The following is a 23,287-nucleotide window of genomic DNA, read 5'->3' on the forward strand; positions in this document are numbered from 1 at the left end:
AGCCACTCGACCTCTGCGTGGCTCAGCGGCTGAGCCACTTGACCTCGTAGGCCGCCATGTCGAACGTCTTCCCGTCCACCTTCGCGCTGATCTGCCGGTCGAGGGTGTTGACCACCAGAACCGTGTCGTCGGTCGCGAGGATCCGCACATTGGGCACGTCGTCGGCGGCCACGGACACGGTCCTGTACGACGTGCCCGGTGGAAACGCCTTGCTGAACCGGCTGACGAGATCGAACATCGGCAGCTTTTGCCCGCCGTCCTTGCCGCTGGTCGGCGTCCAGAGACAGCCCGCGCAGTCCGTGCCCTTCTCGTTCTCCGGGTTCCAGTAGAAGGCGGAGGTGGTGCCGCCCTTGGCCAGCGCGATCATCCCCGCGGTCTGCACGGCGACGCGACGGTTCTCGGACCAGCCCTCGCGCTCGTCCCTGCTGTCGGCGGGTTCGACGTAGTACTCGGCCCACCACAGCGGCAGATCGTCGGTCTGCTCGCGCACCCACCGGCTGACCGCGGTGAACTTGTCGGTCGCCGCGAACTCGTCCGGCAACAGCTCGTCGTCGTTGGTGTAGCTGGAGCCGTCCACGACCACGAAGTCGGCGCCGGTCTTGTTCTTGTTCCAGTAGTCGAAGGCGTCGAGGACCCGCTGGTCCATGGCGCCCCACGGGCCCTTGAAGGTCTTCGAGGCGTCCTCGGCGCGCGGGTCGAGACTGTCCATCACGAGATACGGCCCGCCGACCATGATCTGCGGGTTGACCTTCTTCAACGCCTTGTAGACGAGGTTGTAGAGCTGGGTGTAGCCCTCGTAGTCCCAGCGGGCCTCGGCGTCGTTCCAGAAGCCCTTGAACTCGTTCCAGACGACGAAGTGCCGGACGTCCGGGTAGCGCTCGGCGACCGTGGCGGCGAGCGCGGCGTAGTCCTTGAAGTGCGCGGGCTCCGGCGCGGTCTCCAGCGAGGCCTGGCTCCAGTCGGTGTTGCCGACGCCGGACTCGCCGCCCTTCATCCAGTCCGGGGCACAGCACAGCGTGACGACCGGGGTGGAGCCGGAGGCGCGGACGAAGTCGATCCGGCGGTCCAGGTCCTCGAAGTCGTAACGCCCCTTGACCGGCTCGGGGTTGTCGGCGCCCCAGCCCATGATGTGCTGGTTCTGCGGCAGCCCGCCGAGGTCCGCGAGCCGACCCTCGACCCGCTCGATCGCGGCGGCGGCGCCCTCGTCGGCGCTGAACTGGGTGTGGGTGAAGCCCCACCCCACCTCAGGGGTCTCCGCGTCCGGCGTGCTGGTAGGGGTGCCGTGTGCCTTGCTGCCGTTGCGTGTGGTGCCGTCGGTGCTCGCGCCGTTCCCGGGAAGCGTGTTGAGGAGGGTCACGACCAGGGCCAGCGCCGCCGCACCCACTCCGAGCAGTGCGGTGAGCCGCCACCGCCGTGCCCCCGAATTCCACCCATGACGTCCCATCAAGGGCAACAGTAATCGGGGGGCCACAGCTACGGCAGAGCTTTGAGATGCACAGCTCTGTAACAGGACGGAGGCCCCGCAAACGGTCTCACCCGACACACCGGACGCAACGCGGAAACCGGATGCATGCGACGCCCCCGTGCCGGATCATGGCGGGCATGTCTGCCAACCCACACGACGCACTGCCGATCCGGCTCAACGTCGACGACAGCGACTCGCCGTCCGACGTCGTCGACGCGCTGTTCCTCGGCCGCTTCGCGACGGGCGAGCAGCCGTACTCGCACGCGGCGAACATCGACCGCGTACGGTCCGGGGCGACCTTGCTCCCGGACAACGCCCGGGTGCTGCGCATCGCCCGCGACGACGACCGCAGCGCGACCCTGGCGGAGGGCGACGGCTGGACCCTGCTGGTCTCCCGCTGGAACCGCGGCGCGGACGTCACCGTCACGGCGACCAGCGCCGAGCTCGCGCAGAAGGTCCTCGACCAGGCCACCGAGGGCGCGTCGGACGAGCCCGAGCCGCAGCCCGAGAACGTGAACATGGGCTTCTGGTACTACTCACCGCGCCGCGGCCCGCACCGCACGACCCGGCAGATCGCGGCCGGCACCTGGGACGAGGTGCGGGAGAACTACACGGCGCCGGTGGCGGAGGCGATGCACAGCCTGATGAGCACGACCCCGGAGGGCATCGCGGGCCGGCTGCTCCTGCTCCACGGTCCGCCAGGCACCGGCAAGACGTCGGCGCTGCGGACCCTGGCCCGGTCCTGGCGGGACTGGTGCCAGGTGGACTGCGTACTGGACCCGGAGCGGCTCTTCACGGACGTCGGCTATCTGATGGACATCGCGATCGGCGAGGACGACTCGACGGGCAAGGGCCGCTGGCGGCTGCTGCTCCTGGAGGACTGCGACGAACTGATCCGCGGCGAGGCCAAGCACACGGCGGGCCAGGCCCTGTCACGGCTGCTGAACCTGACCGACGGCCTGCTGGGCCAGGGTCGCAACGTCCTGGTCGGTGTCACCACCAACGAGGACCTGGAGCGGCTGCACCCGGCCGTCGTCCGCCCCGGGCGCTGTCTGGCCCGCATCGAGGTGGGCCCGCTGACCCGCCGCGAGGCGATCGACTGGCTGGGCGCGGAGGAGGGCGTGGGCCGCGAGGGGGCGACGCTGGCGGAGCTGTACGCGCTGCGGCGCGGCACGTCACCGACGGCGCTGCCGGAGCCTCGGGGCGACGCGGACGCGGGACTGTATCTGTAGGGCTTGCAGGGGGGTACGGAACTGCTCATCCCTCGTATGCGGCCCGCAGGGCATCCCTCACCGCGGCCAGTGCCGCGTCCTCATCCATCCCCAGCCGCCGGGCCCGCTCGACGTACGCCTGCGCGGCGGACGCCAGCTCCCGCTCCGCCGCGGCGCCCGCCGGAGCCACGAGCGTCCCGTTGCGCCCCCGCGTCTCGATCACGCCGTCGGTCTCCAGCGCCCGGTACGCCTTGGCGACCGTGTTCGGGGCGAGCCCCAGCGACTCGGCCAGTCCGCGCACCGTCGGCAGCCGGTACCCGACCGGCAGCACCCCCGACCGCGCCTGTTCGGAGATCTGCGCCCGCACCTGCTCGTACGGCGGCGCGCTGTCATCGATGTGGATCTTCAGGGTCACGGGGTCGATTGTCCCGCACCCGCCGGAAAATGAGAGGCAGCGGGACACATCCGCCCCGTAGCGTCCGACCACATGACTGTGATCGTGCGCGACCTGCGTCCCGAGGTACGGGCCGACTTCGAGGGCTTCGTCCGGGTCCGCGACCTCGCCATGCCCTTCTTCCTGTCGACCCCCGACGGCCTCGCCTACGACGTCGCCCAGATGCACCCCGACGCCCACTACCGTCCGCTCCTCGCGGAGGCGGACGGCGAGACGATCGGCACGGCCCAGGTCGGCCTTGTGTACGACAGTCCGGAGCCCGGCCAGGGCTACGTGAACGTGTACGTCCACCCGGAGCGGACGCGCCGCGGCGCCGGCGCACTGCTGGTCCGCGCCGCCGAGGAGCATCTGGCGGCCCACGGTGCGACGAAGCTGTTCGCCTGGGTCCTGGACGAGCCGGGCAACCGCGCCTTCGCCGAGCGGCACGGCTATCGCGCGAGCCGCTCCGCGCACTTCCTCCGCCTGGACCTGGCGAACGGCACACTGCCTCCGCTCCAGGACCCGCCGCCGGGCGTCGAGCTGCGCACCGGCGCCGACTTCGCGGACGACCCGCGCCCGCTGTTCGAGCTGGACTCGGAGACGCTGGCGGACGAACCGAGCGATGTCGACTACGAGTTCACGGACTACGAGGCGTGGCTCCGGGAGACCTGGCACCAGCCGCTGATGAGCCCCGAGCTGACCTCGGTCGCCGTGGTCGACGGCCGCCCCGCCGCCTTCAGCCTGGCCCGCACCGACGGCGGCACCCGCTACGGCACCGCCATGACCGGCACGGCCCGCGCCCACCGCGGCAAGGGCCTGGCCAAGCTCGCCAAGAACGACTCCCTGCACCGCGCCCGCGCCGCGGGGTTCACCCAGGCGTTCACCGGCAACGACGCCGGGAACGGCCCGATGATCGCCATCAACACATGGTTCGGATACGAGATCTGCGCCACGGAGGTTCGGTATGTCCGCGAACTCGGCTGAGACGACGGAGCAGTTGGACGTGGTGCTGGTCAAGGCAGGCCGCACGAAGATCCGTTACCCGGCCGAGCTGGTCGGCGACGACGGCAACCACATCACGGTCCGTGCCGCCTGGGCGGGCGAGGGCGTCCGTGACTTCGGCTTCGTCCGCTTCGAGCCCGGGGACGCCTTCACGGAGCACTACTGGCGGGACCGCTGGTACGCGGTGAAGGAGGTCCGCGCCGGCGACGGCACGCTCAAGGGCTGGTACTGCGACATCACCCGCCCGGCCCTCCGCTCCGGCGCCGAACTCGTCGTGGAGGATCTCGACCTGGACCTGTGGCGCTCCGCCGACGGGACGGACGTACTGCGCCTGGACGAGGACGAGTTCGCCGAGAGCGGTCTGACGGAGAGGGATCCCGAGGCGGCGGGTGCCGCCATGACGGCTCTGGACGAGCTGGAGGTGTTCGCCTCCGTCGACGGTGGTCTGGAGTCGCTGCTGGCCTAGACGGCCGCCACCACCGCGTACCGCTCGTCCGTCACGGCCCTGCCCCACAGCAGGGGATCGCCGGACAGCCGCTCGACCCGCACGTGTGCGGCGACGGACTCCAGGAGGGCGGTCAGCCGCTCGGCCGGTATCCCTACTGGGCTGACCGCACCCCAGACGCCCTCGATCAGCACCAGCCGGCCTCCCGGCCGCAGCAGCTCGCGCCAGTGGCGCAGGACGCGGCCGGGGTCCGGGAGCGCCCACAGCACATGCCGTACGAGAACGACGTCGAAGCGCTGCTCCCCCACCGGCGGCATCGCAGCGTCACCGACCAGGAACGCCGCGTCGCGTCCGGCGAGCTTGGCGCGGGCGAGGTCCACCATCGCCGGGGAGCTGTCCACGCCGGTGACGCGGTGTCCTTGCTCGGCCGCGAGGAGCGACAGGCTGCCGGTGCCGCAGCCCAGGTCGAGGATGTCGCAGGCGCGGCCGGGCAGCCAGGAGCGCAGTCGGTCGGCCCAGGCGGCGCGCACCTCGGGGTCACGCAGGCCGTGGTCCGGCTCGTCGTCGAAAGAAGCGGCTTCCGCGTCCCAATCCATGCCCGCGTCGGCGTCGAATTCCCTGTGATTCGCCATGGTCCACAGCGTGCCACCCGGCACTGACAATCAGACGGCGGTGGAACATCACTCGAAAGCCAGTCGAAATCGTGATGGTCACCACTGACAGATTCGCTCCGATGAGTAACTCTCCCCAAAAGGGTCTACCTCCGCGAGAACGCGGAACACGGTAGGCACTGAAGGAGGCAGCCATGCGCCGCGTAACCGTGCAGAAGCCCCTGAAGAAGTCGGACAGCCGTCGGATCCGCGAGGAGGCCGACGAGAGCTCCGCCGGACGCCCCGAGGTGCGAAAGGACATCGCGCGCACCTGGTGGCCGGACGGCTGACGCCGACATGACCCGGCGCATGAGACGCGTCAGTCCAGTCGCTTGCGGTAGTGGACGCGGTCGTAGGGCCCGTCCACTCGCCGTTCCACGACCTCGTACCCGTACCTCGGATAGATCTTCTGGTTCTCCCACATCATCGCGTTCGTGTAGAGCCTGACCTCGGCCAGTCCCCGCGCACGCGCGCGTGCGTCCACGAACCGCAGCAGCCGTCCGCCGACGCCCCTGCCGTGGGCGTCGGGGTGGACGGCGATGTTGTCGAGGTACAGATGATCCGCGTACTCCTCGACGACCACCAACCCGACCACGGGCTCCCCCGTCACGAAGACCCGCCCCGCGGCCACGTTCGCCGCGTGATCCGCCTCCATGGGCTGCGGCACCACCCCGATGCGCTCGATGTAGTGGCGATACGCCGCATCGGTCACGCTCTTCACGGCCGCCACGTCGGCGGCGACGGCCTGCCGGATCTCCTCGTCGGTCATGCCGCGACGGTACCTACCTGATCGCAGTCTGAGCACTCCCTTAACGGCACCATAAGGATCTCCGTCAGCCGCTCCCAGCAGGCGATTCCGCGGTTTCTTGGGGCTAGCTTGCTGATCGCCCCCACGGGATCCCCAAGAACCGCTGCGAGGAGTTTCCCCATGCCTGCACGCCGTAAGGTCGCCGTCGTCGCCACCCTCGGCCTGACCCCGCTCGCCCTCACCGCGCTGGCCGCCGCGCCCGCGTCGGCGCACGGCACGATGGGTGACCCGGTCAGCCGGGTCGCGCAGTGCTACGCGGAGGGTCCCGAGAGCCCGAAGTCCGCCGCGTGCAAGGCGGCGGTCGCGGCCGGCGGCACGCAGGCGCTCTACGACTGGAACGGCATCCGCATCGGCGACGCGAACGGACAGCACCAGTCGCTGATCCCGGACGGCAAGCTGTGCAGCGCGAACAGCGACGAGTTCAAGGGCCTCGACCTGGCCCGTGCGGACTGGCCGACGACGAGCGTGAGCAGTGGCTCGTACACCTTCAAGTACCGCGTCACCGCCCCGCACAAGGGCACCTTCAAGGTGTACCTCACCAAGGAGGGCTACGACCCGACGCAGCCGCTGGCCTGGGACGATCTGGACCTGGACAACCCGGTGGCGACGGCCACCGACCCGACCGCGACGGACGGCTACTACACGTTCTCCGGCACCCTCCCGCAGCGCTCCGGCGCACAGCTGCTGTACGGGATCTGGCAGCGTTCGGACAGCCCGGAGGCGTTCTACTCCTGCTCGGACGTGACGTTCGGCGGCAGCGGTGGCTCTTCCGGGGCCGGCCCGGAGAGCAGCGCGTCCCCTGCCCCGAGCGCCTCCGCCCCTTCCGAGGAACAGATCGAGGAGGGCGAGGACGAGTCGACCGTCGAGCACCACGGCCACGGCGACCAGGACGCCGACACCTCGGCGGAGCCGACCGCGACGGAATCGGAGACGGCCGCCGCCGTGCCCGCGAACGAGGTGAAGGCGGCCGGTGCCACGGAGGACCTCGCCGAGACCGGTGGCGACAGCAGCACGGCGTATGTCGCCATGGGCGGCGCGGCCGTCCTCGCGATGGGTGCGGCGATCCTCTTCGGGTCGGTCCGCCGGCGCGCGATGAGCGGTGGCCGGCACGGCCGCTGAGACCACCACGGGGGGCGGGGGCTGTCCGGCGGCTCAGGCCGGACAGCCCCCGGTCATGCCTTATCCGAGGACCGACGCACAGGTGGTCGGGGTGGCGTGCGCGGGGTCGAGCGCGTTGGTGACCTCGTGGAAGGCGATCAGGTCGAGCAGTCCGATCGCCGCGTGCTCGGAGAGGTCGAGCGGGCACAGGTCCTGGATCACCACGTTGTTGACGCCGGATCCGCTGAGGAACTGGCTCCGGTACGGCGTGACCACCTCGTCGTACTTGGTGGCGAGGACCGTGTACTTCACGCCGGGGACGGTGTCGCCGCCCTCGTTGAGCTTGGTGAGGAAGGGCGATCCGGCGACCTGGTCGGCGAGGGCCGGGGTGCTCTGCGAGAGCAGGCCGCCGGCTCCGGGGAAGTAGTCCAGCAACTGGGTGAGGCCGCCCAGCGTGGTGCCGTGATTGCTGGGCGCGATACCGACGAGGGCGTCCACCTTCGCGGCTCCGCCGAGGAACTTGAGGTAGTAGCGGGGCATCATGCCGCCCTGCGAGTGGCCGACGAGGTCGGTCTCGGTGGCGCCGGTCGAACCGAGCACCTTGTCGACGAAGGTGGACAGCTGCTCGGCCGACTTGTCGATGGGGCCGAGTCCGTAGAAGACGGGGACGCCGGACAGTTGGCCGTAGTCGAAGGAGTAGACGCAGTACCCGCGGTTCTTCAGGTACGGCGCGAGGCCCAGCCAGTTGTCGACGGAGTTGGCGAAGGTGCCGTGCACGAGAACGACGGGGTGGGGGTGGGCGGCGGACGGCTTGCAGGAGAAGTCGTTCCAGCCTCGGCTGGGAGCGTCGGCGGCATGGGCGCTGGTGGCGGCGGGGACGAGGACGACCGATGCGGTCAGCAGCAGCGCGGTCAGGGGTCTGAGCAGTCGTTTCCAGGGCAGCATCGGGTGATCTCCTTGCGGCTCAAGGGAGTTGCGATGGCCTTACGCCCTGTGATCCGGATCACGAGGATGCTGTTCACTCGTCAAGTTACGAACGGGTAGTGCACTTGTGAAGTTACGCGTCAGTAAAAACTTCCAGTGCTAACCGGAGGCGAGTGCGACTCAAGTGCGTTCCCTGATGAACCATCACCAGGCAGGCCTGATGGGACCATAGGGGGCGATGCGCCCCAATTGATCACGCAACGCCCGCACTCCACCCTCACCGATCAGCTCGGCCCACATCCGGACGACCTCCGCGGCAGCCTCCTCCGCGGCCCGGGTGCATGCCCACCCCCGCTCGGTCAGCACCACGAGCCGGGCCCGCGCATCGTCGGGATGCGGCCGCCGCTCGACATATCCCTTCCGCACGAGCTCCTCGACGAGCTGACTGGCTGCCTGCTTGGTCACCCCCAGATGCACGGCGATCTCGGTGACCGTGGCCCCGTCCGGGGCGAGCCGGGTGAAGGCGAACCCGTACATGGGCCGCCCCTCGAACCCCCGCGCGATGACACCGTCATTGATGCGCTGCGTCAGGTCGCCCGCGGCGGCGAGCAGGACGGCGGACAGGGCCAGGGCTTCGGAGTTCTGCACGGATGCATTGAACACCCTTGACAGGTTGGTCAAGCAGCTTGACCATAGAGGCATATAGTCAAGCTGCTTGACCAATTACCGATTCGCCGATCCGGAGGCACTCCATGCCCGTCATCCGCTCGTCCGAAGCCGTCACGCACGAGATCCACGGCGCCCGCTTCGTCTCGTACGCCACTCCCCTCACCGGCAGCAAGGAGCTGTGCGCTTGGCGCGGCGAGATCCCGGCGGGGACGAAAGGCCCCGCTCACACGGTCAACCGCGAGGAGATCTTCCATCTCCTCGACGGCGAACTCCTGATCACCCTCGACGACGACACCCACCGCATCACGGCGGGTGACACCCTGATCATCAACCCCGGCGCAACCCTGAGCGTCGAGAACCCGACCGATCGGACCGCGGTCTCCTGGGTCACCACGTCCATCGGCCTGGAGGCAACACTGGCCGACGGCACGGTCATCACCCCGCCGTGGGCCAACTGAGCTCGGAGCGGACCAACTCCAGCAGCCGGCCGATCCAGTTGCGGCCGCCGCGGGAGCCGGCGTCCCGCCAGTAGGGGGACTCCTTGTGGCCGGTGTAACTGATCGTCGCATTGCCGGTGGCGAGGAGGATCTCGGCGAGGTCGGGGTGCTGGGTGAACTTCGCGCGCAGGAGGCCGGCCATGACGGCGAGGCGTACGTCGGGCCAGTCGTCGCCCTGGTGGCTCTCGGCCAGGGTCCAGTAACCCTCGTGCACGGAGGGATGGGTGCCGCCGGCGAAGTGGACCTCGGCGGGGTAGTTGTTCCGCAGCACGAAGAGGTCGAGTTCCTCGGGCCAGCCCCGGGGGTAGATGACGTCGCGCAGAACGACGGGTGGCAGGACGGCCTCGGCCGGGTCGTCCGCGTACGCCGGTCGCGGCCGCTCCGTGACTCCGTGGTCGTACTCGTCGAAGAACTCGAGAACGTCCCGGTGCATCTCCTCGGTCACCACCGGGCCGTCCCCGTCCACGGGCTCGCCCACGTCGGTGAGCAGGATCCGCAGGGGGCGGTCCTGGCGCTCCATGTCGCCCAGAACGTAGACGCGAAGGTGCGCCGGAATCGCCAGGTATGCCTTTCGAAGGGCCTCACGGCTGAGCTCGGTCGGCTCCTGCCGGTAGTGCCGGATCGCCTCGTGGCAGCGCTGGGCCGCCGTCGGTCTGCCGCTCAACTCGTCGATGCGGTCGGCGACTTCGAGGAGAAAGTTCTCCGGGGTGAGCGGCTCGGGGTACCGGGCGCCCCACCTGGACGGCTGCTCGGGAGGCGGCGGCGCCCCGGGATCCCGCACCGCGATGATCCCCTTGGCCAGCCTGCGCTCCAGCCCGGCGAGGTCGACGAGATCGCTTCCCTCGCACTTGATCGCGCCGTCCGCGTACACGACGAGATCGTGCACGTAATACACGTCGCCCAGCTGGTGCCGGAGCCACACATGGCACCAGACCCCGTCGACCTTCTCCCCGCCCACCGTCCGATACGTCGGCCCCCGCCATGTCATGCGGGCACCCTATGTCACGCCGCCAGCGACCCCGGCATCAGCGCGTGCGGCCCGAACCTGGCTCGCACACGGTCCGCGACCTCCTCGATGCGGCGGAGCTTCTCGTCGGCGGGGTCGAAGGTGAGCTGGTGGGAGGCCTGTTCGGCGGGGCCGAGGCTCTCGGCGCGCAGGGACAGCGAGCGGACCCGGGCGCGCTGGAGGCCGAGTGCCTCGTACATCTCGTAGGCCGTCCTGGTCAGCGCGGCCGAGTGTGCGGTGGGTTCCTTCAGGGTGCGGGTGCGGGTCGTCGCCGAGCGGTCGGCGTAGCGGACGGTGAGGGTGAGGGCGCCGCAGATCTTGTCCAGGGCGCGCAGTCGGGCGCCCAGTTCGTCGGCGGCGGCGAGCAGACTGCGGCGGTGCCGGTCCGGGTCCAACTCGTCGCGGGTGAAGGGGCGTTCGGCGGCCAGGGAGCGGGAGATCGCGTTCGGGACCACCCGGCCGCGATCGACTCCGCTCGCCTTCTCCCGCAGTTCACGGCCGACCCGCGCACCCACCAGGCGCTGGAGCGTGGACAGGGGTGCGGCGGCGACCAGGCCGAGGGTGTCGAGGCCGTACTCGCACAGGGTGCGGGCGGTGGCCGTACCGACGCCGGGGAGTGCGGCGACGGGCTTCCCGGCGAGGAAGTCCGCACCCTCCTCCTCGGTCACCGCGCAGGTCAGTCCGGGCCGCGCATCCTTCATCGCCATCCGGGCCAGCATCCGGCCCGGCCCAGCGCCGATCACGCAGTCGACCCCGTACAGCGCGAGGGCGCGGACCCGGATCACCGAGGCCAGTTCGACGGCGTCCCGCCCGAAGTACCGTTCGGCGCCCCGCAGATCGGCCAGCGCCGCGTCCGGTGGCAGCGCCTCGACGACCGGCGTGAACTCCTCCAGCAACCCGAGCAGACCCGACAGGGCCGCCTCGCCCGTCGGCGGCAGCTGGAAACGTACGCAGAGGATGGTCATCCCGCACTCCCCGGACTCTGGTGCCACAACTTCCGTACCTGTGAAGGCTCTTGACCCGCAGGTCGCAGATCCGCCCACGGATGCAGTTCGTATCCCGTCGGCATCTGGATGCGCCGGCCGCCGGTCGAATCACCGGCCCCTTCCGGCACGGGTTCCGCCAACCGGGCGGAGACCGCGTCGAGGCCGTGCTCGGCGCGCAGTTCGACCAGTTCGGCGAGGTTCCAGGCGGCGGCGCCCACCACGCTGAGGCTGCGCGGGCCGCGGCGCTGCACCACCCCGCGCACCAGCAGCAGCCAGGAGTGGAAGACGGTGTGGGCGCAGGCGTCGTGCGAGTCGTCGAAGAAGGCGAGGTCGACCAGGCCGGTGCCGTCGTCCAGGGTGCTGAAGATGACCCGCTTGCCGGACCGGATCGGCGGTGTCTGGGTGGCCGCCTTGGCGCCCGCGACGAGGACCGTCTCACCGTGCCGCGCGTCCCGCAGCCGGCGTGCGTCGACCACGCCCAACTCCCCCAGGAACTCCCGGTGGTCGTCCATCAGGTTGCGCGAGGCGTCCATCGACAGCACACCCAGCTCGGCACTGAGCTTCTCGGCGGAGGACAGGTCCGGCAGCCCGGCGGGCGCGGTCTTCCGCCCGCCGGCCAGCGGGAGTTGGCCTCCGCCCGCACCCCTCGCGCCCCGGTGCAGCTCGGTCAGGTGCAGTTGCAGATCACGCCGGTTGGCGCCGAAGGAGTCCAACGCGCCCACCTGGGCCAGCCTTTGGGCGAGCGGCCGGCTCGGGCGCGCCCGCTCCCAGAAGTCCAGCAGCGAGTCGTACGGTTGCCCGTCCGCGATCCGCGCCGCCTCGGCCTCGCTGATGCCGTGCACGTCGGAGAGGGCGAGCCGCAGCCCCCACACCACAGGGGACTCAGACACCAGTTCGATACCGTGTGCGACCGCCGACCGGTTCACGTCCAACGGCAGGATCGGCACCCCACGCCGTCGCGCGTCCGCCAGCAGCAGCCGCTTCGGATACATCCCGGGGTCGTGCGTGAGCAGCCCCGCGTAGAAGGCCGCCGGGTGATGCGCCTTCAGCCACGCCGACTGGTACGTCGGTACGGCGAAGGCGACCGCGTGCGCCTTGCAGAAGCCGTAAGAACCGAAGGCCTCGATGATCTCCCAGGTCCGCTGAATCGTTTCCGCGTCGTATCCGTTCACCGCCGCGTGCTGCGCGAACCAGAACCGGATCCGCCCCTGCGACTCCGGGTCGGACAGCCCGCGCCGCACCCGGTCCGCCTCGCCGCGGCCGCAGCCGGTCATGATGTCGACGATGTCGATGATCTGCTCGTGGAAGACGACGACCCCGTACGTCCCCTTCAGCGGCTCCTCCAGGTCCGGGTGCGGATACCTGATGGGCGCCCGTCCGTGCCTCGCCTCGATGAACGGCCGCACCATGTCGGCGGCGACCGGACCCGGCCTGAAGAGCGAGATGTCGACGACGAGGTCGTGGAAGGTGGCCGGCTGGAGCCGCCCGACCAGGTCCCGCTGGCCCGGCGACTCGATCTGGAAGCAGCCCAACGTCTCGGTGGAGCGGATGAGCTGGTACGTCGCCGGGTCGCCCGGTGGCACGGCGTCCAGGTCGATCCGGTCTCCCGTCGCCCGCTCCACCTCCGCGACCGCGTGCGCCATCGCCGACTGCATCCGCACGCCCAGCACATCGAGCTTGAGCAGCCCGAGGTCCTCGACGTCGCCCTTGTCGAACTGCGACATGGGGAAACCCTCGCCACTGGTCGGCATGACCGGCGTACGGGCGAGAAGGGAGGCGTCGGAGAGGAGCACCCCGCACGGGTGCATGGCGACTCCGCGCGGGAGGGCGTCGAGGGCCTCGGTCAGTTCCCAGAGCCGTCCGTACCGCTCCTTCTCCCCTGCCAGCGCGCGCAGTTCGGGCAGCTCCTCCAGTGCCGCGCGGGCGTCCCGGGCCCGGATGTGCGGGAACGACTTGGCGATGCGGTCGATGTCGGCGGGGTCCATGGACAGGGCCGCGCCCACGTCCCGGATCGCGTGCCGCACCCGGTACGTCTCCGGCATCGCGACCGTCGCCACCCGCTCGGTGCCGAACCGGCCGATGATCGCGCGGTAGACCTCCAGGCGACGGGCGGACTCCACGTCGATGTCGATGTCGGGCAGCACGAGCCGGCGTTTGGACAGGAACCGCTCCATCAGCAGCCCGTGTTCGACCGGGTCGGCGTGGGCGATGCCGAGGAGGTGGTTGACGAGGGACCCGGCACCGGAGCCGCGCGCGGCCACCCGGACGCCCATGTCCCGTACGTCGTCCACCACTTGAGCGACCGTCAGGAAGTAGGAGGCGTAGCCGTGGTGGGCGATGATGTCCAGCTCCCGGTGCATCCGCTCCCAGTAGGCGCGCCGACCGGCGTACCCCTTCACCACCATCCCCGCCGCCGCCCGTGAGGCGAGCGTCCGCTGGGCGGTGCGGCGGCTCGCGCCGACGAGGTGCGGTTCGGGGAAGTGGACGGTGCCGATGCCGAGGTCGTCCTCGGGGTCGACCAGACACTCGGCGGCCGTCGCCCAGGTCTGCTCCAGCAGTCGGTGGGCGGTGTCGCGCCTGAAGCCCGCGGCCTCCACGATCCGCTCGGCCGCCGCCAGCATGGCGGACGGGTCCTTGAGCCAGGCCTCGCCGGAGTCCAGCTCCTTCGTCGGGTCGACGGGGACCAGGCGACGAGCGGCGTCCAGGACATCGGCGACCGGGCCCTGGCCGGGGTCGGCGTAGCGGACGGCGTTGCTGAGCACGGGACGCACACGCTGTTCGGCGGCGAAACCGACAGTGCGGGCGGCGAGGCGCAGGGAGCCGGGGCCGGTGCCCTCGCGGCCGTGCCAGACGGCCTCCAGCCTGAGGGCGTCGCCGTAGGCCTCGCGCCAGGGGGCCAGGAGCCGGGCCGCCCGGTCGGGGCGTCCGGCGGCGAGGGCGCGGCCGACGTCGGAGGCGGGGCCGAGCAGGACGGTCAGGCCGTCCCCTTTGTTCTCGGTCCAGGGCAGCAGGGGCGCGCCCTCCGCCCCTTTGCTCCCCTTCTCGGAGTGTGCCGCCGTGACGAGCCGGCACAGGTCGGCCCAGCCGTGGGCGCCGTCCCGGGCGAGGAAGGTGACGCGGGGTGTCGACTCATCGATGAAGGCACCTCCGCGCACGGGCGCGCGGCGCTTTTCGGGTCGTACGGAATCACCCTGCCGTACGGGTTCCGGCGCGGGTTCCTCCACCGCCAGCTCCACGCCGAACACCGGCCGCACCCCTGCCTTCGCGCAGGCCTTGGCGAAGCGGACCGTGCCCGCGAGGGTGTCGCGGTCGGTGAGGGCGAGGGCGTCCATGCCCCGCTCGAAGGCGCGCTCGGCCAGCCGCTCCGGGTGGGAGGCGCCGTAGCGCAGGGAGAACCCGGAGACGGTGTGCAGATGCGTGAACCCTGGCACCCGCGCCTCCATTTTCGAACATCAGTTCCCAACTGCCTCACCCCCACCATACCCCCAATCTCGAACATGTGTACGACAACCGTTCGGCCGCCTCCCACCTGCGGAAACGTCCCTCACCTCGGACTGTGAGGACATGACGCAGAACAGCTTTCTCGCCGAGGTGAAGGACGCGGTCACCCCGCGGGCCACGCTGCTGGTCATCGGAGTGATCGCCCTCCAGTTGCTGTTCATCGCCTCCTATGTGGGGGCGCTGCACAATCCGAAGCCGAAGAACGTGCCGTTCGGGGTGGCCGCACCGCGAGCCGCCGCCGAGCAGGCGGTGGCCCGATGGAGAAGCTGCCCGGCTCGCCCCTGGACCCGCGCACGGTGGCCGACGAGGCGACGGCCCGGAAGCAGATCCTGAACCGGGACATCGACGGGGCGCTGGTCATCGACCCGGCCGGGACGACCGACACGCTCCTCGTCGCGAGCGGCGGCGGCACCGTCCTCGCCACCACCCTGGAGAGGTACCTCACCGCCCTGGAGGCCCCTCAGAAGCGGAGCATCAGGACGGTGGACGTGGCCCCGGCCTCGTCCCAGGACTTCGACGGTCTGTCGGCCTTCTACCTGGTCGTCGGCTGGTGCGTCGGCGGCTATCTGTGTGCCTCGATCCTGGCGATCAGCGCCGGCGCCCGGCCCGCCGACCCACGCCGCGCGGTGATCCGGCTGATCGTGATGGCGCTGGCGTCGATCGTCGGCGGACTGGGCGGCGCGGTGATCGTGGGGCCGATCCTGGACGCGCTGCCGGGCAGCGTGCTCGCCCTCTGGGGACTCGGCGCGCTGGTCACCTTCGCGGTGGGGGCGGCGACCCTCGCCCTCCAGGCGATCTTCGGGATCATCGGCATCGGTATCGCGATCCTGCTCGTGGTGATCGCGGGCAACCCGAGCGCGGGCAGGGCCTTCCCGCTGCCGATGCTGCCGCCGTTCTGGCAGGCGATCGGCCCGGCGCTGCCACCGGGCGCGGGGACCTGGACGGCCCGCTCGATCGCCTACTTCAAGGGCAACGACACGACCGCCTCCCTGCTGGTGCTGTCGGCATGGGCGGCGGCCGGGATCGCGGTCACGCTGGGGATGGCGGGGCTGCGGAGGAAGCGCGAGGACGAACCATTGCCGGCTCGGATGCCGTAGTACGTCCCGGTGGCCACCGGGACGTGGGAAACAAGAAGTCCCGCCCCGAAGGGGCGGGACTTCAACGAACCACGAACCGTCAGCCGATCGACGTCCCCGTGGCCGACAACGCCTCGGTCACCGGCTGGAAGAACGTCTCCCCACCGGAGGTGCAGTCACCGCTGCCACCCGAGGTGAGCCCGATCGCGCTGCTTCCGGAGAACAGCGAGCCACCACTGTCCCCGGGCTCCGCGCAGACGTCCGTCTGGATCAGACCGTTGACGATGTCGCCGTTCCCGTAGTTCACGGTCGCGTCCAGCCCCGTGACCTTCCCGGAGTGCACCTGCGTCGTGGAGCCGCTGCGCGTGACCGACTGCCCGACCGTCGCCGCCGCGGCCCCCGTGATCGCCTGCGAGGACCCGTTGTAGAGATTCACCTCGCTCGGGTGGTCGACCTCGGCGGTGTACTTGACCAGCCCGTAGTCGTTGTCCGGGAAGCTGGACACCTCGTTCGTGCCGATCTCGGTCCCGCTCGAGTCCGACCAGGTGGAGATGGACTCGGTGCAGTGCCCGGCGGTGAGGAAGTACGGCTCCCCGCCCTTGACCACGTTGAACCCGAGCGAGCACCGCCCGCTGCCACCGGTGATCGCGTCACCGCCGGCGACGAAGGGCTTGAACTCCCCCTTCGTGCGCTGGAGTTCGGCCTTGGCGCCGAGCCCGTCGACGACCTTCGTGAGCTTGGCCCACTCCGCGTCGGAGACCGTGCGGTCGGCGGTGACGACCACCTTGTTGGTGGTCGGGTCGGTCGCCCAGGACGTACCCGGGATCGTCGCGTCCTGCTTGAGCGTGCCGCGGGCGCTCTTCAGCTCGGCGAGGGAGTTCGCCACGACCCGCGCCTTGGCGCCGGCCGCCTCGACGGTGTCGGCCGCGGTCTCGCTGAGGACGTTCACGACGAGGTTCTTGGCCTTCGCGTCGTAATACGTTCCCGCCGCGGCGGTTCCGAGGTCCTCGCCGAGCGTCGAGGCGAGCTTTCCGGCCGCCGCGACCGACAGGGTCTCGGGTGCGGAGCTCTTCGTGGGCTCGCTGGCGTTCGCAGTCTGGAAGGTGATGCCCGCGGCGACCAGTGCGGTGATTCCCGCACCTGCCAGGGCTGCCCGCCGCTTGGGTATGCGTCGGTGCTTCAACTCGGGTCCTCCTGTGGGGGGTCGGCCCGGTCGGTTGTGGGGACCTCGCGGGCCGGAAGGCTGGTTGACGAGCCCTTACTCTTTCGAACCCGGCGGGGGGCGCACAAGGTTGAGTTCCGGACGCGCGTAGAACGCGGTTGCGCGCCCCTTCCGAATTGACCGTGGACAGTCATGCCAGGCAGCTTCGCAGTGCAAACACTACGTGCGGGTAACCAATGAGCAGCCTGTGAGGTCTAGTCCTGTCTTGAATTCGACCCCTCGGAGCCCGGATCCAAACGAGGCTGGGGCGACGGCAGTTGCTCCTGCACCGGTTGCTCCTCCACAGAACGCACTGGTTGCTGCGGTTGCTGCACCGGTCCGGGCGCCGGCGCCGCCCTCTCCAGGAACCGCAGCAGCTCGACGGGGAAGGGCAGCACCAGCGTCGAGTTCTTCTCGGCCGCCACCGCCACCACCGTCTGCAGCAGCCGCAGTTGCAGCGCGGCCGGCTGCTCGGACATCTCCTTGGCCGCCTCGGCGAGCTTCTTCGACGCCTGGAGTTCGGCGTCGGCGTTGATGACTCGGGCCCGCCGCTCCCGGTCGGCCTCGGCCTGCCGGGCCATGGAACGCTTCATGGTCTCGGGCAGGGAGACGTCCTTGATCTCGACCCGGTCGATGGTGACGCCCCACTCCACGGCGGGGCTGTCGATCATCAACTCCAGTCCCTGGTTGAGCTTCTCGCGGTTGGACAGCAGATCGTCCAGCTCGCTCTTGCCGATGATGGACCTGAGCGAGGTCTGGGCCATCTGCGCGACCGCGAACCGGTAGTCCTCGACCCGGATGATCGCCTCGGCCGGCGCGGTCACCTTGAAGTAGACGACCGCGTCGACCCGCACCGTGACGTTGTCCCGGGTGATGCCCTCCTGGCCGGGCACCGGCATCGTCACGATCTGCATGTTGACCTTCCGGAGCTTGTCGATGCCCGGAACGATCATCGTGAACCCCGGCCCGCGCACTTCCGAGCGGAGCTTGCCGAGACGGAAGACCACGCCCCGCTCGTACTGTTTGACGACCCGTGCGGCCGCCATCACGTACACCGCTCCGGCGGAGGCGAGTGTCACGCCCGCTGCCACCAGCTCCTCGACCATGACGGCCCCCCAGGGTCCGAATCAGGCGCTCAAGGTGTGTACTTCGACGGTAACTCCGCGATGTACACGATGGGGAGACGGAGGACACAGGTGCTCGACGGCATACAGACGCGCGACGGCAGGTGGCTGACGGTCGAGGAGTACGGCGACCGGGACGGCACACCGGTGGTGCTGCTGCACGGCACCCCGGGCTGCCGGTCCGGGGTCGTGCCCGACGACGTCGTCAAGGCACACCCATGGGTGCGGTTCATCGCCTACGACCGTCCCGGCTACGCGGACTCGGACCGGCACCCGGGACGCCGGGTCGCCGACGCGGCCCGGGACGTGGCTGATCTGGCCGACGCCCTCGGGCTGGAGAAGTTCTCCGTCCTCGGGCGGTCGGGCGGCGCCCCGCACGCCCTCGCCTGTGCGGCGCTGATGCCCGCGCGGGTACGGCGGGCGGCGGCGCTGGTGTCCCTCGCGCCACCGGACGCGGAGGGGCTGAGCTGGTTCGACGGCATGGCCGCCTCCAACGTCGAGGACTACACCCTGGCGCTGACCGACACACTCGCCTTCGCGGAGCGGCTCGCCTCCCGGGCCGCCGCCATCCGCCAGGACCCCGCCCAGCTGCTCGTGACCATCCGCGACGGGCTCACCGACGCCGACCGGCGGATCATCTCCCAGCCGGCCGTCGGCGACATGCTGCTGCGCAACTACCGCGAGGCACTGCGCACTTCGGCGTACGGCTGGCTCGACGACTCCCTCGCCCTGCTGAGCCACTGGGGCTTCGACCCGGCGGACATCACGCGGCCGGTCCTGCTGTGGCACGGCGCCCAGGACCGGTTCTCCCCGGTGGGCCACTTCGAGTGGCTCCTGGACCGCGTCCCCCGCGCCCGACCCGTCCTGGACCCGGACGCCGGTCATTTCGGGGCGATCGAGGCGCTGCCCGCCGTACTGGACTGGCTGTGCCCGGCGTCATGATCCGGGGCGCTCCATGCGGGCGCCCCGCATCAGGTCCATGACCCGCTCGTGACTGTCCCCCACGGCGTCGGTGACGCGCAGCCGCAGGCGCAGCTGGTCGATCTCGCCGACGAACCGACGGCCGTACGCCCCGGCTCGCATCCCCCCGTTGCCCAGAGGGAACCCGGCGCCGGTCAGCCGCAGGTAGTAGTCCTTGCCCTGTACGAGCCCCCGGTCGGCGAGCTCCTCCAGCACCCCGGCGTGGTCGGTCCATTCGGTGGGCTCCTCGCCGCGCGGGACGAAGCAGTAGTCCGCCCGCTCCACCACCGCGTGCTGCGAGCCGCCGTTCACCACTTCCACATGCCAGCCGGGCTCGTCCGGGCCGAGGTCACCGACCGCCCAGGAGGAACTCCAGCCCAGTGCGGGCCGTACCGTCCGCGCGTACTGGGCTCGCCCGAAGACCGCAGCGAGCGCCACCGCGAGCAGCGCGCCCAGCGGGTTCATGTCCATGAGCCGTAGCCGCCAGGGCCACTGCCGGGCCAGGTCGCCGGTGATGTTCGACCGCACGATCTCCCACAGCAGCACCAGCGTCAGCAGGATCAGCAGCACCAGCGGCGCCACGAACAACAACGGACTGCGCCGCACCCGCCGTTGCCGGTCGTCGAACTCCAACGCCCCGGTCCTCTCCCCGTGTTGACGCCGACAATAGCGAGCCCCCGCACGGCAGGCGCGTGCGGGGGCTCACCAGGTGCCGGCTGCGGTGCGAGCCGTACAGGTGCAGTCGACCGGTCGGGACTAGTAGACGCTGACGCCGTAGGCGCTCAGGGCCTCCGTGACCGGCTGGAAGAAGGTCGTGCCACCGGAGGAGCAGTTGCCGCTGCCGCCGGAGGTGAGACCGTACGCGGTGCCGTTGCTGCCGTAGAGCGAGCCGCCGGAGTCGCCGGGCTCGGCGCAGACGGTGGTCTGGATCAGACCGCCGACGACATCGCCGCCGCCGTAGTTGACGCTCACGTTGAGGGCGGTGACCCGGCCGCTGTGGGTGCCGGTGGTGGAGCCGTCGCGGATGACGGTGGTGCCCACGGACGGCGTGGCGGCGCGGGTGATGTCCACCCCGTTCGCGGTGCCGGGCCGGCTGACGGACCCGGAGTAGCGCACGATGCCGTAGTCGTTGCCCGGGAAGCTGGAGCCGGCGGTCGAGCCGATGACCGTGGTGCGCCCGGAGTTGGAGTACCAGGTGCCCGCGCCGTCGGTGCAGTGACCGGCGGTCAGGAAGTACTGGGTGCCGCTGCTGTCCTGGACGTTGAAGCCGAGCGAGCAGCGCCAGCTACTCGCATAGATGGCGTCGCCGCCTTGGATGAACTTGCTGAACGTGCCGTTCGTCCGCTTGATCGTCAGCGCGTCGGCGTTGGCGCCGGCCTGCCGCTTGATCTTCGCGATCTCCGCCTTGGAGACCGTGCTGTCGACGGTGACGACGACACGGTTGGTCTTGCTGTCGACGGCCCAGGCGGTGCCCGGGACATCGGCCTTGAGCACCGAACTGTTGGCGCTCTTCAGCTCGTTGGCGCTGAAGGGGGTCGCGTCCGGGGCGGCGTTCGCGTTGGGGATCGCGATCGCGGCGGCGGCCACGAGTCCGGAGGATACGGCGATCAGCCGGGTCCGTCTCGTAATGCCGCTGCGGGGGGTGGTGCGCTTGATCCTCACTTTTCGTTCCCTCCCAGGGAGGTTGGGGGCCCGCGTGGGGTCGGGGCCCGTGAGGCGCAGCCAGAGGCCCGAATGTCCGGATTCCGAACACGCCGTGCCCCTGACAAGCGCTGAGGGGGAGTATTCGGCCGAACGACCGGTAGCCGCAAGGGCGCCTTTCGGCCGTCAAGCTTTGAACCACCCATGCGTTCCCCGTGAGCTGACCGCTCCTCAGAGCAGGGTGCGCTCCCCCGCCTCGATGGCGATGCCCAGCGTATTCCCCGGCGGCGGGAAGGGGCAGATGAAGTGGTCGGCGAATGCGCACGGCGGAAGCAGAGCGCGGTTGAAGTCGACCGTCGTGCGCCCCTCGGCGTCGGGTGCGGCGGGCCGCAGGAACCGGAAGCGGTGGCTGCTCGACCCGCTCGTCGCGTCGCCGAAAACCGCCCACAGCGATCCGTCCGCCTCGACCGTCACCTGGAACGTGAACTCCTGTCCGTCGAGGGTGAACGCCAGCTCTCCGCCCAGCCCGAGGCCGCGCGGCCGTCCGTCCGCGTTCTCCACGCGGACGCTGCGCGGTTCGCCGTACGAGGAGAGGTCGACGCCCCAGATCTGCTCCAGCGTGAGGATCGCGGTCTGCGGGGAGGTCTGCTGCCGACGGATCTCGGCGGCCTTCTCCTGCGCCTCCGCGGCGGTGTCGCCGAGGACGACACCGACCCCGGGCATGATCTTCAGGTCCTCGAAGGTACGGCCGTACTTCGCCAGGCGCCCCTTCACATCGGCATAGAAGGCGCGACCGCCCTCCAGCGAGGTCTGCCGGGTGAAGACCACATCGGCCGTGGCGGCGGCGAACTCCCGCCCCTCTTCCGAGTCCCCGGCCTGGATGACGACCGGATGCCCCTGCGGCGAGCGCGGCACGGTGAACTCGCCCGCGATGTCGAAGTGCTGCCCGCGGTGGGCGAACGGCCGGGACAGCCCGTCCGGTGTCCAGGAGTCCCACAACTCCCGTGCGGTGGCCACGAACTCGGCCGCCCGTGCGTACCGTTCGGCCCGGTCGAGGAAGCCGCCGCGCCGGAAGTTCTCCCCGGTGAAGGCGTCGGAGGAGGTCACCACGTTCCAGGCGGCCCGGCCCCCGCTGAGATGGTCCAACGTGGCGAGTCTGCGGGCGAGTTCGTACGGCTCGTTGAAGGTCGCGTTGACGGTGGCGGCGAGCCCCAGGTGCTCCGTGACGGCGGCGAGCGCGTTGAGCACGGTGATCGACTCCGGGCGCCCCACCACGTCCAGGTCGTGGATACGGCCCTTGTGTTCGCGCAGCCGCAGCCCCTCGGCGAGGAGGAAGAAGTCGAACAGACCGCGTTCGGCCGTGCGGGCCAGGTGCTCGAAGGAGGAGAACTCGATCTGGGACCGAGAGCGCGGATCGACCCAGACGGTGGCGTTGTGGACGCCCGGGAAGTGCGCCGCGAGACGGATCTGTTTGAGCGGTCGTTCGGTCATGACGCTTATTGGTTGACGGGCCGGGCCAGACCCAGGTGCTCCCGGAGCGTGCTGCCCGGGTAGAAGGTGCGGAACAGTCCGCGGTGCTGGAGGAGCGCCACCGTGCCGTTGACAAGCCGCTCCAGGTCACGGCGTGGCTCGGCGGGCGTGAGGTGGAAACCGTCGACGGCGCCCTCCCCGTGCCAGGAGGCGATCAGGTCCGCGAGGTCGACGGGGCCGCCGCGGTACAGCGGGCCCTGCGCGGTCTGCCGGGGGCCGCCCCCGCCGTGGCCCGGCTCGGCCGCGTGCTCCCCGTCGCCGAGGTCGACGACGAGGCCGGCGAGGACCCGCAGTCCGTCGGGATCGCGCCCGAACCTCACCGCGGCGGCGCGCAGTTGGTCCCGCACGGCACGCGCGTGCGCGGCGCTCACGGACCGTACGAGCGCCACGTCCGCGTACCGGGCGGCGGTGTCCCGGGCCTGCCCCTCGGAGGCGTCGACCACCCGGACCGGGTGGCCCTGCGGAGGGCGCGGCACGATCGAGGGGCCCCGCACCGAGAACTCCGTGCCCTCGAAGTCGACGTGGTGCAGCTTGTCCCGGTCGATGAAACGGCCGGTCGACTCGTCCCGTATCTCGGCGTCGTCCTCCCAGCTGTCCCACAACTTCGCGGCCACATCGGCCACTTCACCGGCCTCCCACCACAGCGCGTCGGCGGGGGCGGCGTGCCGGCGGCCGAAGAGACGGGCCTCGCCCTCGGTGGTCGACACGTCGAGCCGCCAGCCGGCCCGGCCCCGGCTGACCCAGTCGAGGGTCGCGACGGCCGCCTGGACGTGGAAGGGCTCGGTGTGGGCGGTCGTGACGGTCGGCACGAGACCGATCCGGCCGGTGGCCGGGGCCACCCGGGACAGGACGGCGAGCGCGTCGAGCCCGGGGCGGGCGAAGGTGTCGTCCAGCGTCACGAAGTCGAGGACACCGTGTTCGGCCAGCCGGGCCAGTTCGACGTAGGAGTCGGCGTCCTGGGCGGATGGCTGGTCGACAGCGGCGGAGAGATGCAACATCACAGCACCTTCGAGAGAAAGCCCTTGTGGACGGATCCGATGTCGGCCATGACGCTCATCGC

The 23,287-nt window shown here is 70.6% G+C and carries 22 protein-coding genes and 1 pseudogene; 8 read left to right on the plus strand and 15 right to left on the minus strand.

The genetic code is table 11. From position 1 onward, the window contains the following. Nucleotides 1-22 precede the first annotated feature (22 nt). Nucleotides 23-1,444: a GH39 family glycosyl hydrolase gene (locus OHU89_RS12270; protein WP_405642344.1), complete on the minus strand. Its 1,422-nt coding sequence runs from the start codon at nucleotides 1,442-1,444 to the stop codon at nucleotides 23-25. Between the two features lie 158 nt (nucleotides 1,445-1,602). Between OHU89_RS12270 and OHU89_RS12275 the strand changes: the two genes are divergently transcribed. Continuing rightward, nucleotides 1,603-2,697, plus strand: a complete 1,095-nt coding sequence (locus OHU89_RS12275; protein ID WP_405642346.1) for a DUF5925 domain-containing protein — start codon at nucleotides 1,603-1,605, stop codon at nucleotides 2,695-2,697. 25 nt (nucleotides 2,698-2,722) lie between these two features. Here the strand turns inward: OHU89_RS12275 and OHU89_RS12280 are convergent, their stop codons facing one another. Beyond that, a complete protein-coding gene (locus OHU89_RS12280; RefSeq protein WP_405642348.1) occupies nucleotides 2,723-3,091 on the minus strand; it encodes a GntR family transcriptional regulator in 369 nt (122 codons plus the stop codon). 72 nt (nucleotides 3,092-3,163) lie between these two features. Between OHU89_RS12280 and OHU89_RS12285 the strand changes: the two genes are divergently transcribed. Next, nucleotides 3,164-4,093, plus strand: a complete 930-nt coding sequence (locus tag OHU89_RS12285) for a GNAT family N-acetyltransferase (RefSeq protein ID WP_405642350.1) — start codon at nucleotides 3,164-3,166, stop codon at nucleotides 4,091-4,093. Continuing rightward, nucleotides 4,074-4,577, plus strand: a complete 504-nt coding sequence (locus OHU89_RS12290) for a DUF402 domain-containing protein (protein ID WP_405642352.1) — start codon at nucleotides 4,074-4,076, stop codon at nucleotides 4,575-4,577. Before OHU89_RS12285 ends, OHU89_RS12290 begins: the two co-directional genes overlap by 20 nt. Here the strand turns inward: OHU89_RS12290 and OHU89_RS12295 are convergent. Beyond that, entirely contained in the window at nucleotides 4,574-5,188 is a 615-nt protein-coding gene (locus tag OHU89_RS12295) for a class I SAM-dependent methyltransferase (protein ID WP_405642354.1), read from the minus strand. The two genes, OHU89_RS12290 and OHU89_RS12295, sit on opposite strands and share 4 nt — an antisense overlap. Nucleotides 5,189-5,361: 173 nt before the next feature. Here OHU89_RS12295 and OHU89_RS12300 point away from each other — a divergent pair, with 173 nt between their 5' ends. Continuing rightward, nucleotides 5,362-5,496 carry a hypothetical protein gene (locus tag OHU89_RS12300; protein WP_266829305.1) on the plus strand — a complete coding sequence of 45 codons (135 nt, stop codon included), beginning with the start codon at nucleotides 5,362-5,364 and terminating at the stop codon, nucleotides 5,494-5,496. A 29-nt stretch (nucleotides 5,497-5,525) separates the two neighbouring features. Here the strand turns inward: OHU89_RS12300 and OHU89_RS12305 are convergent, their stop codons facing one another. Then, nucleotides 5,526-5,975 carry a GNAT family N-acetyltransferase gene (locus OHU89_RS12305; protein WP_405642356.1) on the minus strand — a complete coding sequence of 150 codons (450 nt, stop codon included), beginning with the start codon at nucleotides 5,973-5,975 and terminating at the stop codon, nucleotides 5,526-5,528. Nucleotides 5,976-6,134: 159 nt separating this feature from the next. Here OHU89_RS12305 and OHU89_RS12310 point away from each other — a divergent pair, with 159 nt between their 5' ends. After that, on the plus strand, nucleotides 6,135-7,133 hold the full coding sequence (locus OHU89_RS12310) for a lytic polysaccharide monooxygenase (RefSeq protein WP_405642358.1): 999 nt from the start codon (nucleotides 6,135-6,137) through the stop codon (nucleotides 7,131-7,133). A 60-nt stretch (nucleotides 7,134-7,193) separates the two neighbouring features. Here the strand turns inward: OHU89_RS12310 and OHU89_RS12315 are convergent, their stop codons facing one another. Next, entirely contained in the window at nucleotides 7,194-8,057 is an 864-nt protein-coding gene (locus OHU89_RS12315) for an esterase/lipase family protein (RefSeq protein ID WP_405642360.1), read from the minus strand. Between the two features lie 183 nt (nucleotides 8,058-8,240). Then, the gene (locus tag OHU89_RS12320; RefSeq protein ID WP_405642362.1) at nucleotides 8,241-8,684 is read right to left on the minus strand and encodes a MarR family winged helix-turn-helix transcriptional regulator; all 444 of its coding nucleotides are present in this window, start codon (nucleotides 8,682-8,684) and stop codon (nucleotides 8,241-8,243) included. A gap of 104 nt (nucleotides 8,685-8,788) precedes the next feature. On the opposite strand from OHU89_RS12320, the gene OHU89_RS12325 reads away from it, so the two are divergent. Then, nucleotides 8,789-9,163, plus strand: a complete 375-nt coding sequence (locus OHU89_RS12325) for a cupin domain-containing protein (RefSeq protein WP_405642364.1) — start codon at nucleotides 8,789-8,791, stop codon at nucleotides 9,161-9,163. Here OHU89_RS12325 and OHU89_RS12330 read toward each other — a convergent pair. Genes OHU89_RS12330 through OHU89_RS12340 form a run of 3 tightly spaced genes read right to left on the minus strand, consistent with a single transcriptional unit; the run spans nucleotide 9,141 to nucleotide 14,625 of the window. Further along, nucleotides 9,141-10,190 (minus strand): NADAR domain-containing protein, encoded by a 1,050-nt coding sequence (locus OHU89_RS12330; protein ID WP_405642366.1) that lies wholly within the window; start codon nucleotides 10,188-10,190, stop codon nucleotides 9,141-9,143. The two genes, OHU89_RS12325 and OHU89_RS12330, sit on opposite strands and share 23 nt — an antisense overlap. Before the next feature lie 14 nt (nucleotides 10,191-10,204). Then, nucleotides 10,205-11,173 carry a DNA polymerase thumb domain-containing protein gene (locus tag OHU89_RS12335; protein WP_405642368.1) on the minus strand — a complete coding sequence of 323 codons (969 nt, stop codon included), beginning with the start codon at nucleotides 11,171-11,173 and terminating at the stop codon, nucleotides 10,205-10,207. Continuing rightward, the gene (locus OHU89_RS12340; protein ID WP_405642370.1) at nucleotides 11,170-14,625 is read right to left on the minus strand and encodes a DNA polymerase III subunit alpha; all 3,456 of its coding nucleotides are present in this window, start codon (nucleotides 14,623-14,625) and stop codon (nucleotides 11,170-11,172) included. Before OHU89_RS12340 ends, OHU89_RS12335 begins: the two co-directional genes overlap by 4 nt. 133 nt (nucleotides 14,626-14,758) lie before the next feature. Between OHU89_RS12340 and OHU89_RS12345 the strand changes: the two are divergent. Further along, nucleotides 14,759-15,792, plus strand: a pseudogene (locus OHU89_RS12345) (DUF3533 domain-containing protein). 79 nt (nucleotides 15,793-15,871) lie between these two features. On the opposite strand, the gene OHU89_RS12350 reads toward OHU89_RS12345, so the two are convergent. Both OHU89_RS12350 and OHU89_RS12355 read right to left on the minus strand, forming a co-directional pair. Beyond that, entirely contained in the window at nucleotides 15,872-16,954 is a 1,083-nt protein-coding gene (locus tag OHU89_RS12350) for a S1 family peptidase (RefSeq protein ID WP_405642372.1), read from the minus strand. A 233-nt stretch (nucleotides 16,955-17,187) separates the two neighbouring features. After that, the gene (locus tag OHU89_RS12355; RefSeq protein ID WP_405642374.1) at nucleotides 17,188-18,078 is read right to left on the minus strand and encodes a slipin family protein; all 891 of its coding nucleotides are present in this window, start codon (nucleotides 18,076-18,078) and stop codon (nucleotides 17,188-17,190) included. A gap of 90 nt (nucleotides 18,079-18,168) precedes the next feature. Between OHU89_RS12355 and OHU89_RS12360 the strand changes: the two genes are divergently transcribed. Then, nucleotides 18,169-19,038: an alpha/beta fold hydrolase gene (locus OHU89_RS12360; RefSeq protein WP_405642376.1), complete on the plus strand. Its 870-nt coding sequence runs from the start codon at nucleotides 18,169-18,171 to the stop codon at nucleotides 19,036-19,038. Here OHU89_RS12360 and OHU89_RS12365 read toward each other — a convergent pair. The 4 genes from OHU89_RS12365 to OHU89_RS12380 all read right to left on the minus strand — a co-directional run bounded on the left by OHU89_RS12365 (nucleotide 19,033) and on the right by OHU89_RS12380 (nucleotide 23,225). Continuing rightward, nucleotides 19,033-19,689, minus strand: a complete 657-nt coding sequence (locus OHU89_RS12365; protein WP_405642377.1) for a hypothetical protein — start codon at nucleotides 19,687-19,689, stop codon at nucleotides 19,033-19,035. The two genes, OHU89_RS12360 and OHU89_RS12365, sit on opposite strands and share 6 nt — an antisense overlap. A 123-nt stretch (nucleotides 19,690-19,812) precedes the next feature. Beyond that, the gene (locus OHU89_RS12370; protein ID WP_405642379.1) at nucleotides 19,813-20,718 is read right to left on the minus strand and encodes a S1 family peptidase; all 906 of its coding nucleotides are present in this window, start codon (nucleotides 20,716-20,718) and stop codon (nucleotides 19,813-19,815) included. Between the two features lie 210 nt (nucleotides 20,719-20,928). Then, a complete protein-coding gene (locus OHU89_RS12375; protein ID WP_405642381.1) occupies nucleotides 20,929-22,188 on the minus strand; it encodes an NtaA/DmoA family FMN-dependent monooxygenase in 1,260 nt (419 codons plus the stop codon). Nucleotides 22,189-22,193: 5 nt separating this feature from the next. Further along, nucleotides 22,194-23,225: an LLM class flavin-dependent oxidoreductase gene (locus OHU89_RS12380; RefSeq protein ID WP_405642383.1), complete on the minus strand. Its 1,032-nt coding sequence runs from the start codon at nucleotides 23,223-23,225 to the stop codon at nucleotides 22,194-22,196. Between the last annotated feature and the right edge of the window lie 62 nt (nucleotides 23,226-23,287).

The organism is Streptomyces sp. NBC_00019 (assembly GCF_045041015.1).
GTDB lineage: Bacteria > Actinomycetota > Actinomycetes > Streptomycetales > Streptomycetaceae > Streptomyces.